Here is a 15,214-nt window from a genome sequence, read left to right on the forward strand (position 1 = left end):
CCGAACTCCGGACAAGCGTATTTCTTTGATTACAGGAAATAGAGCTATGTCTGAAAAATTATCCCGTCGTGAAAAACGCGAACAAGCACGTAATTTCATTAATTCACTGAGCAGTCAGTCGTTTCCGGCCTCGCGGCGTCGCTGGCTCACCGGGTCACGCCCGGATATCAGAGTTCCGGTGCGTGAAATACAACTAAGCCCAACCCGGATTGGCGGAACGACTGAAAATCCTGTTGTTGAAGAAAACGAAGCGATTCCTGTATATGACACGTCAGGTCCGTTTGGTGACGAAACCGCTACCCCGGATATTCATCGTGGTATTCCACGAATTCGCCAAGCGTGGATTGAACAACGTCAGGACTCGGCAGATATTCCTGCCACCAGCTCAGCCTATACCCGCGAGCGCCTGGCAGATGAAACCCTCGACGACCTGCGCTTCCAACATTTGCCTCAGCCCCGTAAAGCATTGTCAGGGCACTGTGTTACCCAGTTGCATTATGCCCGTCAGGGAATAATTACTCCGGAAATGGAGTTTATTGCCCTGCGTGAAAATATGGGGCGTGAGCGGATTTCCGGTGAGGTATTGCTTCAGCAGCATCCGGGCAAACATTTTTTTGACCCGCTCCCGGAAACCATCACTGCCGAATTTGTGCGCCAGGAAGTGGCTGCCGGTCGGGCAATTATCCCGGCCAATATTAACCATCCGGAATCTGAACCGATGATTATCGGTCGTAATTTTCTGGTGAAAATCAATGCCAACATTGGTAACTCTGCGGTTACCTCCTCTATCGAAGAAGAGGTCGAAAAGCTGGTCTGGGCTGCCCGTTGGGGGGCTGATACCCTGATGGATCTGTCTACCGGTCGGAACATTCATGAAACCCGTGAGTGGATCCTGCGCAACAGCCCGATCCCGGTAGGAACAGTACCGGTGTATCAGGCGCTGGAGAAAGTTAACGGGATCGCTGAAGATCTCAACTGGCCGATCTTCAGAGACACGCTGCTGGAGCAGGCTGAGCAAGGTGTCGATTACTTCACTATTCATGCCGGTGTCCTGCTGCGCTATGTCCCGATGACCGCAAAACGTCTGACGGGGATCGTTTCCCGTGGTGGTTCCATTATGGCGAAATGGTGCCTTTCGCATCATCAGGAAAACTTCCTTTATCGCCATTTCCGGGAGATTTGTGAAATATGTGCCAGCTACGATATTTCTCTGTCATTAGGTGACGGGCTGCGTCCGGGCTCCATTCAGGACGCGAATGACGAAGCACAATTCGCTGAACTGCATACTTTGGGAGAACTGACTAAAATTGCCTGGGAGTATGATGTTCAGGTCATGATCGAAGGTCCGGGCCACGTCCCGATGCATATGATTCAGCGGAATATGACTGAGCAGCTGGAGCATTGCCATGAAGCTCCATTTTATACCCTCGGCCCGCTGACCACAGATATCGCGCCTGGCTATGATCACTTCACCTCAGGCATAGGTGCCGCGATGATCGGCTGGTTTGGCTGCGCAATGCTGTGTTACGTCACCCCGAAAGAACACCTCGGCCTGCCGGATAAAGAAGATGTAAAACAGGGACTGATCGCATACAAAATTGCTGCTCATGCCGCTGACCTCGCTAAGGGGCATCCCGGAGCACAAATCCGCGACAATGCTATGTCTAAAGCCCGTTTCGAGTTCCGCTGGGAAGACCAGTTTAACCTGGCTCTCGACCCGGAGACTGCCCGCAACTATCACGACCAAACCCTGCCACAGGAATCCGGTAAGGTCGCTCACTTCTGTTCGATGTGCGGACCAAAATTCTGCTCAATGAAAATAAGCCAGGAAGTCCGTGATTTTGCCAGCAAAAACCCGGGGCCGGCGGTCGTGATTGATGAAGGTATGCTGGAAATGTCTCAGCGTTTCCGCGACAGCGGTAGTGAAATTTATCAGCAGGTAGTGGCGGATGCGGAGGCGAAATAATGACGCAGAAATTTCCGCCGGTACCACTGCGCTGTGGGTTATACGCCGTAGTAGATAGTGTTGAATGGATAGCCCGGCTGCTGGATGCCGGGGTAATGACCCTGCAGTTGCGGATGAAACAAGGCAGTGCCGCCGAAAAAGAACAGGCCATCATCGATAGTATCCGTCTGGCGGCTGCCCGCCAGGCTCGGTTATTTATTAACGATGACTGGCAACTGGCCATTAAACATGGTGCCTATGGCGTACACCTCGGACAGGAGGATTTAGACACTGCGGATTTGGATGCGATCCTGCAGGCTGGCCTGCGTTTAGGGGTATCAACCCATGATAGTCATGAAATCGCCAGGGTTTTACCTCTTCACCCTTCCTATATCGCGCTCGGTCATGTTTTCCCGACAAATACCAAACAGATGCCATCTCAGCCTCAGGGGCTGGACAACCTGCGTCATCATGTCCGGCAACTGGCCGGAATACCTACCGTCGCGATTGGCGGGATAAGTATCGACAGAGCTGCTGACGTACTGGCCACCGGAGTAGGTAGTATTGCCGTCGTCAGTGCGATTACGGCAGCGGCAGACTGGCGAGATGCCGTGGCACAGTTGCAGTCACGGGTGGCTGAAGCACACAGAGGTACCGCAGATGCTCAGTGACCAGGATTTTATGCGTTACAGCCGCCAACTGTTGCTGGAGGAAATTGGCCCGGTGGGTCAGGAACAACTGGCCAACTCAACTGTTCTGGTCGTCGGGCTGGGAGGGCTAGGCTCACCAGCCGCTCTGTATCTGGCAGCTGCCGGTGTAGGTACACTGTTGCTGGCTGATGATGATTCATTGCACATCAGCAACCTTCAACGGCAAATCCTGTTCCGTAGCAATGACACCGGCAAACAGAAAGCGACACTGGCAGCCAGCACACTGCATGAACTCAATCCTTCGGTTCACCTGCATGCCCTGGCACAACGGATAGATGCTGAGCAGCTAAACCGCTTACCGGCCAGACCCACACTAGTCCTCGACTGTAGTGACAATATGGCGACCCGTCAGTTGTTGAATAGCTGGTGTATTGAACAACAGATCCCGCTGGTCTCTGCCAGTGCGGTAGGATTCAGCGGGCAGTTGCTGGTACTGACGCCTCCCTGGACGCAGGGATGTTACCGTTGTCTGTGGCCGGATTCGGCAGAACCAGAGCGAAACTGCCGTAACAGTGGAGTCGCAGGGCCGGTGGTTGGCATGATGGGGAGCCTGCAGGCGCTGGAAGCAATCAAGCTGATCGCTACCGGTCACAGTGCTGCGTCAGGGCAACTGATTCTGTTTGACGGTCGTGAACTGCAATGGCGTCGTCTGCAACTCACACCGGCTGCAGACTGTCCGGTATGCGGAGAAGCCCATGCAGATTACGCTTAATGACAAACTGATATCTGTCAGCCCTTCCTGTCCCCTTAGCCAGTTGCTTCAACAACTCCGGGTACGCCAGAAAGGTACGGCTTTGGCGGTCAATGGCCAGATAATCCCCGCCGCTGGCTGGCCAGAATATCTGCTGCAGGAGAATGATGATGTCGTGGTTTTTCAGGTCATTGCCGGAGGCTAACAATGTTAAAAATAGCAGATAAAACTTTCAGCTCTCGTCTGTTGACGGGCACCGGAAAATTTTCTTCACCAACCGTTATGCAGCAAGCATTGCAGGCATCGGGATCTCAACTGGCCACCCTGGCAATGAAGCGAATCGATCTCAACAGCCGACAGGATGATATTCTGGCGCCACTGTTGCAATCCGGCGTGATGTTGCTGCCAAACACTTCCGGAGCCAAGACTGCCGGTGAAGCATTATTCGCCGCACGCCTGGCCCGGGAAGCTTTGGGTACTCACTGGGTAAAACTCGAAATTCACCCCGACAGTCGCTACTTGCTGCCAGACCCGATAGAAACCCTGAAAGCCGCAGAACAGCTGGTAAAAGAAGGATTTGTGGTACTACCCTATTGCGGGGCTGACCCTGTGTTGTGTAAGCGGCTGGAAGCCGTCGGGTGTGCTGCGGTTATGCCATTAGGTGCGCCAATCGGCAGTAATAAAGGGCTGCTAAGCCGCGACTTTCTGCAAATCATCATAGAGCAGGCCAATGTCCCGGTGATTGTAGATGCCGGAATTGGTTTGCCTTCGGATGCCTGCGAAGCTATGGAGTACGGAGCTGATGCTGTGCTGGTGAATACTGCCATTGCCACTGCCCGCGATCCTGTCGCTACCGCCAGAGCTTTTGCGCTAGCCACCGAAGCCGGTTACCTGGCCAGAGGCCCTGCCGCTATTCAGCATCACGCCAGCCCAAGTAGCCCGTTAACGGCATTTCTTGATGCAGGGCTGGTAGAGGAGAACAGCAATGGCTGAATTCTCTGATTACTGGCAAACGCTGGATCAGAATGCATTACGTCTGCAAATCGACAGCCAGACGCAGCAGCAGGTAGAACGCGCACTGTCTGGTGCGGTGAGTGGTATCACTGGCCTGATGGCATTACTTTCCCCTGCCGCGGAAGCTTATCTCGAACCTATGGCTGCCAGAGCACAGCAACTGACGCGCCAGCGTTTCGGTCACACGATTAATTTTTTCGCACCACTCTATCTTTCAAACCTGTGTGCTAATGAATGTACCTACTGCGGCTTTTCAATGAGCAATCGCATCCGGCGCAAAACACTCGACGGGTTGGAGATTAGCCAGGAGTGTGAAGCGATACGTCAACTGGGTTTCAATCAGCTACTGCTGGTAACCGGTGAACATCAGACCAAAGTGGGAATGGATTACTTTCGCCGGCATCTTCCGGATATCAGACGCAGATTCAGCTCACTGATGATGGAGGTTCAGCCATTAAAGGAACAGGAGTATCGGGAGTTACGCGGCCTGGGTCTGGACGGTGTGCTGGTATATCAGGAAACCTACCATGCCTCCTGCTATGCGACACACCATCTACGGGGGAATAAGCAGGATTTCTTATTTCGTCTGCAAACCCCTGAAAGGCTGGGCCGTGCCGGGATTGATAAAATCGGTCTTGGGGTGCTGGCCGGATTGTCAGGCCACTGGCGCACCGATTGTCTGATGATGGGCGAGCACCTTAACTGGTTACAGAAACACTATTGGCAGTCACGTTATTCCGTTGCCTTCCCTCGTCTGCGACCTTGTGCCGGGGGAATTACCCCGGCCTCGTTGATGAGTGAACGACAGTTGTTGCAGAGCATGTGTGCATTTCGCATTTTCTCTCCGCAAACGGATATCTCACTCTCTACCCGCGAATCTCCGACATTTCGCGATCATGCAATTCCGATTGTGGTTACCACTGCCAGCGCCTTTTCAAAGACAGCACCCGGAGGTTATGCAGAGAACAATGATGCACTGGAACAGTTCTCACCAGATGATCATCGTCGGCCAGAGGTAGTCGCTGCGGCTTTGCAGCGGGCGGGACTACAACCGGTGTGGAAAGACTGGGAATATTATTTTGGCAGAGAGTCTGCCTGAAAAAACTAACGGGCGCATAGCGCCCGTTTTATCATCGGCGTTATTCTTTGAATCCCGGAGTCAGCCAGACAGAAGGCCAGTTACCGGGAGCTCCACCATCACAGTCCGGCTGATTGTGATAACTCATTAGCTGAAAATTATGCCCGTCATAGCGCCAGGCACCGCTTTCACCACAATCGGCGATCCCTCTGCCACGAGCAATATGCGTCAGCATTGCCGTCTTAGGATCATAACTGACATCTGTGAACCAACTGATCGTCTGAGGATCTCCCTGATCATCTTTCAGTGGTAATGTGAGTTCGACTTCTTTTGCCTGATCCGGATGATTCCGTGGCGTCACAAATAAAATGCCTGATGACTGATAAGCGCCGGTGACGCAGTTAATCATGACCAGCACATTTTTCTTATCCAGAGGTTCCACTTTACTGCGCGCAATATCGTCGGCTTCTGGTGAGCACTCTTCATCATCCAGTACCGATTGTTGGGTCTGCAACACTTCATTAATCAGTGCATTGGCATCACTGACCGGGAAAATCGCCGGAACTTTGGTCGGCGGAATTTCAAACGCATAACGTAACGGCACCTGCGCCGGGACACCGGCACCAACGCGCAGCAGAGCTGTCTGGTTATCTAACCGCCCCTGTATGTCATCAACAAACAGCAACGATGCATCTAAACCTTTTAACGATCCGGTATCGTCGTCTTCATCCGGAGTTAAAGCAATTCGCTTAGCATTTCTGGCGGCCTGAATAAAGGCCTGAACATCCTGCAGTGAATCAGTATGGTAGCCTGCATAATCATGTTCTTCATCAGAACTGATCGGAGTCAGAGAGTTATCCCATAACTGGCCGTCCAGCCAGATACCTGAAGGTTTATCAATATCAAACCCCATAATATCCAGCGAGATATCTCCCCGCGGACCGGCTTCGTGTTTCAGGACCACACGCATATTTTCATCCACATTGCGGATATCACAATCATTCAGGTTATTACAGGTAACCTGCCAGTCCTGGAACATTCTCTGAACTGGTTCTGAAGCATTTACTGTAGGTGCAGCCACCAGCATTGCCAACAACATGCCGGGCACACAAAGGATCCTCATGATTTGCTCCATTTCCCTGTCTGACGACATATAAAAAAACCCTGCCGGAGCAGGGTTTTATATCATGATGTCATGCGATATTACTCGTCGCTGCCACCGAGGCCGGCATTCAGCAACTCTGCCAGGCTGGCAGATGCTTCATCTGCTGTAACCTGAGGAGTTACCTGTGCTTCACCTGAGTGACGACGGCGCATACGATCCTGGTGGTAGGCATAACCCGTACCGGCAGGGATCAGACGACCCACGATGACGTTTTCTTTCAGACCACGCAGTTCATCGCGTTTACCAGCCACTGCTGCTTCGGTCAGCACACGAGTCGTTTCCTGGAACGATGCCGCAGAAATAAACGATTCGGTTGCCAGTGAAGCTTTAGTGATACCCAGCAGGTCACGGTGGAAAGTTGCACCGATTTTGCCGTTCGCTTCCAGTTCACGGTTAGCAATCAGAATACGTGAAACTTCAGCCTGTTCGCCTTCCAGGAACTCAGAGCTTCCGGCAGAGGCGATGGTCGCTTTACGCAGCATCTGACGAACGATAACTTCGATGTGTTTATCGTTAATCTTAACGCCTTGCAGACGGTAAACATCCTGAACTTCGTTGGTGATATAACGGGTTACCGCATGAACACCACGCAGACGCAGAATGTCGTGCGGTGATTCAGGTCCGTCGGAAACTACGTCACCACGTTCAACACGCTCACCTTCAAACACGTTAAGCTGACGCCATTTCGGAATCATCTCTTCGTAAGGTTCGCTGCCATCAACAGGTGTGATCACCAGACGACGTTTGCCTTTGGTTTCTTTCCCGAAGGAAATAATACCGCTGATTTCTGCCAGAATCGCCGGCTCTTTAGGACGACGAGCTTCGAACAGGTCAGCAACGCGTGGCAGACCACCGGTAATATCTTTAGTACCGCCGGATTCCTGAGGAACACGCGCCAGGGTATCACCGGAACTGATTTGTACGCCGTCATCCAGCTGAACAATCGCGTTGCCAGGCAGGAAGTACTGTGCAGGCATATCAGTACCTGGCAGCATCACATCGTTGCCTTTCGCATCGACAATTTTCAGTGCCGGACGCAGATCTTTACCACCTGAAGTACGCTCAGCAGTATCCATAACCACGATTGAAGACAGACCGGTCAGCTCATCCGTTTGACGGGTGATTGTCTGGCCATCATTCATATCAACAAAGCGAAGGAAACCACTCACTTCGGTGATAACTGGCATGGTATGTGGATCCCAGTTAGCTACGGTTTCGCCGGCATTCGCCTGCTCACCATCACCTTTGGCCATCACAGAACCGTAAGGAACTTTATAGCTTTCTTTGGTACGACCGAATTCATCGATCATCTTCAGTTCAACGTTACGTGAGGTAATTACCAGCTTGCCAGCTGAGTTAGTTACCGACTTGGCGTTGATAAGCTTAATAGTACCTTTGTTTTTCACCTGGATGCTGGATTCAGCAGCCGCACGAGATGCCGCACCACCGATGTGGAACGTACGCATCGTCAGCTGTGTACCAGGTTCACCGATGGACTGTGCCGCGATAACACCGACAGCTTCACCTTTGTTGATGATATGACCACGAGCCAGGTCACGACCATAACAGTGAGCACATACACCAAAGTCGGTAGTACAACCAACCACAGAACGTACTTTAACGCTGTCGACAGAGTTCTGTTCCAACACGTCACACCAGTGCTCATCAAGCAGAGTGTTACGGGCAACCAGAATATCTGCAGAACCTGGTTTCAGAACGTCTTCAGCGGTGACACGACCCAGTACACGTTCGCGCAGTGGTTCTTTAACATCACCACCTTCGATAACCGGAGTCATCATGATACCTTCGTGGGTACCACAATCGTCTTCGGTAACCACCAGATCCTGAGCAACGTCAACCAGACGACGAGTCAGATAACCGGAGTTCGCTGTTTTCAGTGCGGTATCGGCCAGACCTTTACGGGCACCGTGCGTCGATATGAAGTACTGGAGTACGTTCAGACCTTCGCGGAAGTTTGCCGTGATAGGTGTTTCGATGATTGAACCATCTGGTTTCGCCATCAGACCACGCATACCCGCCAACTGACGAATCTGAGCAGCAGAACCACGAGCACCGGAGTCGGCCATCATATAGATACTGTTGAAAGAGACCTGCTGTTCTTCTTCACCGTGACGGTTAATCACAGTTTCAGTTTGCAGGTTTTCCATCATCGCTTTTGAAACACGTTCGTTAGCTGCAGCCCAGATATCGATGACTTTGTTGTAACGTTCACCGGCAGTAACCAGACCTGACTGGAACTGCTCCTGGATTTCAGCAACTTCAGCTTCAGCTTCGCTGATGATCTCGGCTTTTTTGGCCGGGATAACCATATCATCAATACCTACTGATGCACCGGAACGGGCTGCATAAGCAAAACCGGTATACATGGTCTGGTCCGCAAAAATTACGGTAGGTTTCAGACCCAGGATACGGTAGCAGGTATTCAGCATCTTAGAGATTGCCTTTTTACCCAATGCCTGGTTGATGATTGAATATGGCAGACCTTTTGGAACGATCATCCACAGGATGGCACGACCGATAGTAGTATCGATCAGGCTGGTCTGAGGGATCAGTTCGCCCTGCTCATTCAGGCTGTATTCGGTAATACGGACTTTAACGCGAGCATGCAGCTCCGCCAGACCCGCACGGTATACGCGTTCAGCTTCTTTAGGTCCGGTCAGGACCATGCCTTCGCCTTTACCATTGACTCTGTCACGGGTCATGTAATACAGACCCAGTACCACGTCCTGTGAAGGAACGATGATAGGTTCACCGTTTGCCGGAGACAGGATGTTGTTGGTAGACATCATCAGCGCACGCGCTTCTAACTGGGCTTCCAGCGTCAGCGGTACGTGAACAGCCATCTGGTCACCATCGAAGTCGGCGTTATAGGCCGCACAAACTAACGGGTGCAGCTGAATCGCTTTACCTTCGATCAGTACTGGTTCGAAAGCCTGGATACCCAAACGGTGCAGGGTTGGTGCACGGTTCAGCAGTACCGGGTGTTCGCGGATAACTTCATCCAGGATATCCCAGACGACAGCTTCTTCACGCTCAACCATTTTCTTGGCAGCTTTGATAGTCGTTGCCAGGCCACGCAGTTCCAGCTTGCCATAGATAAATGGTTTGAACAGTTCCAGAGCCATTTTCTTAGGCAGACCACACTGATGCAGGTGCAGGTATGGACCAACGGTGATTACTGAACGACCGGAGTAGTCAACACGTTTACCCAGCAGGTTCTGACGGAAACGACCCTGCTTACCTTTGATCATATCGGCCAAAGATTTCAGAGGACGTTTGTTAGAACCGGTAATTGCACGACCGCGACGACCGTTATCCAGCAATGCATCGACCGCTTCCTGCAGCATACGTTTTTCGTTACGTACGATGATGTCAGGTGCAGCCAGATCCAGCAGGCGTTTCAGACGGTTGTTACGGTTGATCACACGACGGTACAGATCGTTCAGATCTGAAGTCGCGAAACGGCCACCGTCCAGTGGTACCAGAGGACGCAGGTCCGGTGGCAATACTGGCAGTACTGTCAGAATCATCCACTCTGGTTTGTTACCAGACTGAACAAAGGCTTCCAGCAGTTTGATCCGCTTGGTCAGCTTTTTACGCTTGGTTTCAGAATTGGTTTCGTTCAGCTCTTCACGCAGCTGTTCGCATTCCTGCTCCAGATCCATGCCTTTCAGCAGGGCCTGAACCGCTTCTGCACCCATTTTAGCGTCGAATTCATCACCAAACTCTTCAAGTGCATCCAGATACTGCTCTTCAGTCAGAATCTGGCGCTTTTCGAGGTTGGTCATGCCGCCTTCAATAACGACATAAGATTCGAAATACAGCACGCGCTCAATATCACGCAGTGGCATGTCTAACAACAGACCAATACGGGATGGTAGTGATTTCAGGAACCAGATGTGCGCTGTAGGAGAAGCCAGCTCGATGTGACCCATACGTTCACGACGAACTTTAGTCTGGGTAACTTCTACGCCACACTTCTCACAGATCACACCACGGTGTTTGAGACGCTTGTACTTACCGCACAGGCACTCATAGTCTTTTACCGGACCAAAGATACGCGCACAGAACAGACCATCACGTTCCGGCTTAAAGGTACGATAGTTGATGGTTTCTGGCTTTTTAACTTCACCGAAAGACCAGGAACGGATCATATCTGGCGAGGCCAGAGCGATCTTGATCGCATCAAACTCTTCGGTTTTAGTTTGCGCTTTTAGAAACTTAAGTAAGTCTTTCACGGATTTGCTCCCGTCGGAGTGAGACTTCTCAGGGTATCCGGTGATTTACCGGACACCCTGTAACCTGTACAGCTGCGAGTGCTTACTCGTCTTCCAGCTCGATGTTGATACCCAGCGAGCGGATCTCTTTCAACAATACGTTGAAGGATTCCGGCATGCCTGGTTCCATCTGATGGTTGCCGTCAACGATGTTTTTATACATCTTGGTACGGCCATTAACGTCATCAGACTTAACAGTCAGCATTTCCTGCAGGGTATAAGCAGCACCATATGCTTCCAGTGCCCACACTTCCATCTCACCGAAGCGCTGACCACCGAACTGAGCTTTACCACCCAGCGGCTGCTGAGTAACAAGGCTGTAAGAACCGGTAGAACGCGCATGCATTTTGTCATCAACCAGGTGGTTCAGTTTCAGCATGTACATGTAACCTACGGTTACCTGACGCTCAAACTGCTCACCGGTACGACCATCAAACAGAGTGATCTGACCTGAAGTCGGGATACCACCCAGAGTCAGCAGCTCTTTGATTTCACTTTCTTTAGCACCGTCGAAGACCGGGGTCGCAATTGGCATCCCTTTCTTCAGGTTTTCTGCCAGACGCATTACTTCATCGTCTGAGAAAGTGTTCAGGTCGACATTCTGACGGGTATCTGAACCCAGGTCATAAGCACGCTGGATAAACTCACGCAGTCTGGTCACATCCTGTTGCTGTTTCAGCATGGCATTGATTTTGTCACCAATCCCTTTTGCTGCCATTCCCAGGTGGGTTTCCAGAATCTGACCGATGTTCATACGCGATGGTACGCCCAGTGGGTTCAGTACGATGTCTACCGGAGTACCGTTTTCATCGTAAGGCATATCTTCGATCGGGTTGATCTTAGAGATAACACCTTTGTTCCCGTGGCGACCTGCCATTTTATCACCAGGCTGGATCTGACGTTTAACCGCCAGGTAGACCTTAACGATTTTCAGCACGCCTGGTGCCAGATCATCGCCCTGAGTGATTTTACGGCGCTTAGCTTCAAGTTTTTTCTCAAACTCGTGCTTCAGCTCGTCGTACTGTTCAGCCAACTGCTCTAACTGATTCTGTTTCTCTTCATCAGTCAGGCCCAGTTCCAGCCAGCGTTCACGTGACAGCTTGTCCAGTTTCTCAGCTTCAATACCGCCTGCGATCAGGACGCTATGAATACGAGTGAACAGGCCAGCTTCGAGGATCTGCAGTTCTTCAGTCAGGTCTTTCTTAGCCTGCTTCAGCTGCATCTCTTCAATTTCCAGCGCACGTTTGTCTTTTTCTACGCCATCACGGGTAAAGACCTGAACATCGATAACTGTCCCTGATACACCGTTAGGTACACGCAGAGAAGAATCTTTAACGTCAGAGGCTTTCTCACCGAAGATAGCACGCAACAGTTTTTCTTCCGGAGTCAGCTGAGTTTCACCTTTAGGTGTCACTTTACCGACCAGGATATCGCCACCGGTCACTTCCGCACCGATGTAAACAATACCGGATTCATCCAGTTTAGAGAGTGCAGCTTCACCCACGTTAGGGATATCAGCGGTAATCTCTTCCGGCCCCAGCTTGGTGTCACGGGACACACAGGCCAGTTCCTGGATATGGATGGTAGTGAAACGGTCTTCCTGGACAACACGCTCAGAAACGAGGATGGAGTCTTCGAAGTTATAACCATTCCATGGCATGAATGCCACGCGCATGTTCTGACCCAACGCCAGTTCACCTAAATCGGTAGACGGGCCATCAGCCAGCACATCACCACGTTCAATAGGCTCGCCCAGGTTGACACACGGCATCTGGTTGATACAGGTGTTCTGGTTAGAACGGGTATATTTGGTCAGGTTATAAATGTCGATACCTGCTTCGCCGGCATACATTTCGTCTTCGTTAACTTTGATAACGATACGTGATGCATCGACGTACTGAACAGTACCGCCACGTTTAGCTACTGCAGTAACACCGGAGTCAACCGCTACAGCACGTTCCATACCGGTACCTACCAGCGGCTTATCAGCACGCAGAGTTGGTACAGCCTGACGTTGCATGTTCGCACCCATCAGAGCACGGTTAGCATCATCGTGTTCCAGGAATGGAATCAGAGACGCACCGACAGAAACAACCTGTTGAGTAGAAACGTCCATGTAGTCAACCTGATCACGGCTGAACAGGCTAGACTCGCCTTTGTTACGGCAGGTCACCAGATCATCAACAAACAGACCATTATCGTCGAGGTTGGTGTTTGCCTGAGCGATAACGAAGTTACCTTCTTCAATCGCTGACAGATAATGAATTTCGTCAGTTACCTGGCTGTCAATCACACGGCGATATGGGGTTTCAAGGAAACCATACTCGTTAGTCTGAGCATAAACAGACAATGAGTTAATCAGACCGATGTTTGGACCTTCCGGAGTTTCGATAGGACAAACACGACCATAGTGAGTCGGGTGTACGTCTCGAACTTCGAAGCCTGCACGTTCACGTGTCAGACCGCCCGGGCCCAGTGCAGAAATACGACGTTTGTGCGTAATTTCAGACAGCGGGTTGTTCTGGTCCATAAACTGTGACAGCTGGCTTGAACCAAAGAACTCTTTTACTGCTGCAGAAATCGGCTTGGCATTGATCATATCCTGAGGCATCAGGGTATCCAGATCGCCTAAAGACAGACGTTCTTTCACCGCACGCTCAACACGGACCAGACCAACACGGAACTGGTTCTCAGCCATTTCACCGACAGAACGAATACGACGGTTGCCGAGGTGGTCGATATCATCCACTTCGCCGATACCGTTACGGATATCGATCAGTTTCTTCATGACCTGGATGATGTCGTCGTGGCTCAGGATACCTGCACCTTCGATTTCATCACGCAGCAGTGAACGGTTGAACTTCATACGACCAACCGCTGACAGATCATAACGATCTTCAGAGAAGAACAGATTTTCGAACAGGTTCTCTGCAGCTTCACGCGTTGGCGGCTCACCAGGACGCATCATGCGGTAGATCTCAACCAGTGCACTCAGACGGTCATTGGTTGGGTCAACACGCAGCGTTTCTGAAATGTATGGACCGTGGTCCAGATCATTGGTGAACAGCGTTTCAATACGTTTGTGGCCTGCCTGGCTCAGTTTGGCCAGCAGATCCATGGACAATTCCATGTTAGCCGCAATGATCAGCTCGCCGGTGCTCTCATCAATGTAATCACGCGCAACGACTTTACCGGCAATATATTCAACCGGAACTTCGATGTGCTGGACATTATCTTTTTCCAGCTGGCGGATATGACGGGCAGTAATACGACGGCCTTTCTCGACATAGACAGTCCCGTTTGACTCAAGGTCAAAAGAGGCAGTCTCACCGCGCAGACGCTCAGGTACCAGCGCCATCTGCAGTTTATTATCGCGAATTTCATAAACAACTTTCTCAAAGAACAGATCGATGATTTGTTCAGTGGTGTAGTTTAATGCACGCAGGATAATAGTGGCCGGCAGCTTACGACGGCGGTCGATACGGACAAACAGGTTGTCTTTCGGGTCAAACTCAAAGTCGAGCCATGAACCACGGTAAGGAATGATACGTGCGTTATACAGCACTTTACCGGAAGAGTGCGTTTTACCCTTGTCGCTGTCAAAGAAGACGCCCGGACTACGGTGCAGCTGAGAAACGATAACGCGCTCAGTACCATTGATAACAAAGGTACCGTTGTCTGTCATGAGTGGAATTTCACCCATGTAGACTTCTTGTTCTTTAATGTCTTTTACGGTCCCTTCCGGCGCTTCGCGCTCGTAGATGACCAGACGTAGTTTAACACGCAGCGGTGCAGAGAACGTCACACCACGGATCTGACATTCTTTAACATCGAAAACAGGCTCGCCCAAACGGTAGCTGACATATTGCAGCTCAGAGTTACCACTGTAGCTCTGAATTGGGAATACGGAACGGAATGCAGCTTCCAGTCCATACTGGCCTTCCGGATCTTGCTCGATAAACTTCTGAAACGAGTCAAGCTGGATAGACAGGAGATATGGAATGTCCAGTACTTGTGGACGTTTACCAAAATCCTTACGAATACGTTTTTTCTCGGTATAGGAGTAAACCATCAGGGTTCCTCAGCTCGCTGACAAGTCGAACCACGCTGTCCGTTCTGAAGGACAGTTCATCATGCAACATTATTCTGTTTTGACCGTGAGATGAGCCCACGGTGCAATACGTCTTTCTATCACTCTTAAATCATTTCATTGCTCTGGCAGGACAGGGAACCCCGCGGGAAAGCAGTATATTAAGGCGTCGATAGAAAAAGATATTGAAGAAACCGCTGTGGACAAACAATGCGAAACCCCA

The 15,214-nt window shown here is 51.1% G+C and carries 9 protein-coding genes; 6 read left to right on the forward strand and 3 right to left on the reverse strand.

The window, feature by feature from the left end; all coding sequences use genetic code 11:
- The first annotated feature begins 46 nt into the window (after positions 1-46).
- From thiC to thiH, 6 genes are read left to right on the forward strand one after another with little or no spacing between them, the layout of a single operon-like run.
- Positions 47-1,966, forward strand: coding sequence for a phosphomethylpyrimidine synthase ThiC (gene thiC / locus A7K98_RS18515; protein ID WP_087489880.1), 1,920 nt, complete (start codon positions 47-49; stop codon positions 1,964-1,966).
- Positions 1,963-2,616 carry a thiamine phosphate synthase gene (gene thiE / locus A7K98_RS18520; protein ID WP_407703124.1) on the forward strand — a complete coding sequence of 218 codons (654 nt, stop codon included), beginning with the start codon at positions 1,963-1,965 and terminating at the stop codon, positions 2,614-2,616. Before thiC ends, thiE begins: the two co-directional genes overlap by 4 nt.
- Positions 2,606-3,367: a HesA/MoeB/ThiF family protein gene (locus A7K98_RS18525; RefSeq protein WP_087489882.1), complete on the forward strand. Its 762-nt coding sequence runs from the start codon at positions 2,606-2,608 to the stop codon at positions 3,365-3,367. Before thiE ends, A7K98_RS18525 begins: the two co-directional genes overlap by 11 nt.
- The gene (thiS, locus tag A7K98_RS18530) at positions 3,351-3,551 is read left to right on the forward strand and encodes a sulfur carrier protein ThiS (protein WP_087489883.1); all 201 of its coding nucleotides are present in this window, start codon (positions 3,351-3,353) and stop codon (positions 3,549-3,551) included. The genes A7K98_RS18525 and thiS overlap by 17 nt, the downstream gene beginning before the upstream one ends.
- Before the next feature lie 2 nt (positions 3,552-3,553).
- Entirely contained in the window at positions 3,554-4,339 is a 786-nt protein-coding gene (locus A7K98_RS18535) for a thiazole synthase (protein ID WP_087489884.1), read from the forward strand.
- Positions 4,332-5,459 (forward strand): 2-iminoacetate synthase ThiH, encoded by a 1,128-nt coding sequence (gene thiH / locus A7K98_RS18540; protein WP_087489885.1) that lies wholly within the window; start codon positions 4,332-4,334, stop codon positions 5,457-5,459. Before A7K98_RS18535 ends, thiH begins: the two co-directional genes overlap by 8 nt.
- A gap of 40 nt (positions 5,460-5,499) precedes the next feature.
- Here thiH and A7K98_RS18545 read toward each other — a convergent pair whose 3' ends face one another.
- The 3 genes from A7K98_RS18545 to rpoB all read right to left on the reverse strand — a co-directional run bounded on the left by A7K98_RS18545 (position 5,500) and on the right by rpoB (position 14,973).
- On the reverse strand, positions 5,500-6,591 hold the full coding sequence (locus A7K98_RS18545) for a DUF1176 domain-containing protein (RefSeq protein ID WP_087489886.1): 1,092 nt from the start codon (positions 6,589-6,591) through the stop codon (positions 5,500-5,502).
- Between the two features lie 50 nt (positions 6,592-6,641).
- Positions 6,642-10,862 carry a DNA-directed RNA polymerase subunit beta' gene (gene rpoC / locus A7K98_RS18550; RefSeq protein ID WP_087489887.1) on the reverse strand — a complete coding sequence of 1,407 codons (4,221 nt, stop codon included), beginning with the start codon at positions 10,860-10,862 and terminating at the stop codon, positions 6,642-6,644.
- Between the two features lie 82 nt (positions 10,863-10,944).
- Positions 10,945-14,973, reverse strand: coding sequence for a DNA-directed RNA polymerase subunit beta (gene rpoB / locus A7K98_RS18555; RefSeq protein WP_087489888.1), 4,029 nt, complete (start codon positions 14,971-14,973; stop codon positions 10,945-10,947).
- Positions 14,974-15,214: the final 241 nt, after the last annotated feature.

The sequence above is a fragment of the Tatumella citrea genome, assembly GCF_002163585.1.
GTDB lineage: Bacteria > Pseudomonadota > Gammaproteobacteria > Enterobacterales > Enterobacteriaceae > Tatumella > Tatumella citrea.

Bases quoted from the DNA above. Each gene is read 5' to 3' on its own strand.
- thiC (WP_087489880.1), top strand. From the start codon at position 47: ATGTCTGAAAAATTATCCCGTCGTGAAAAACGCGAACAAGCACGTAAT.
- A7K98_RS18525 (WP_087489882.1), top strand. From the start codon at position 2,606: ATGCTCAGTGACCAGGATTTTATGCGTTACAGCCGCCAACTGTTGCTG.
- thiS (WP_087489883.1), top strand. From the start codon at position 3,351: ATGCAGATTACGCTTAATGACAAACTGATATCTGTCAGCCCTTCCTGT.
- A7K98_RS18535 (WP_087489884.1), top strand. From the start codon at position 3,554: ATGTTAAAAATAGCAGATAAAACTTTCAGCTCTCGTCTGTTGACGGGC.
- thiH (WP_087489885.1), top strand. From the start codon at position 4,332: ATGGCTGAATTCTCTGATTACTGGCAAACGCTGGATCAGAATGCATTA.
- A7K98_RS18545 (WP_087489886.1), bottom strand. From the start codon at position 6,591: ATGTCGTCAGACAGGGAAATGGAGCAAATCATGAGGATCCTTTGTGTG.
- rpoB (WP_087489888.1), bottom strand. From the start codon at position 14,973: ATGGTTTACTCCTATACCGAGAAAAAACGTATTCGTAAGGATTTTGGT.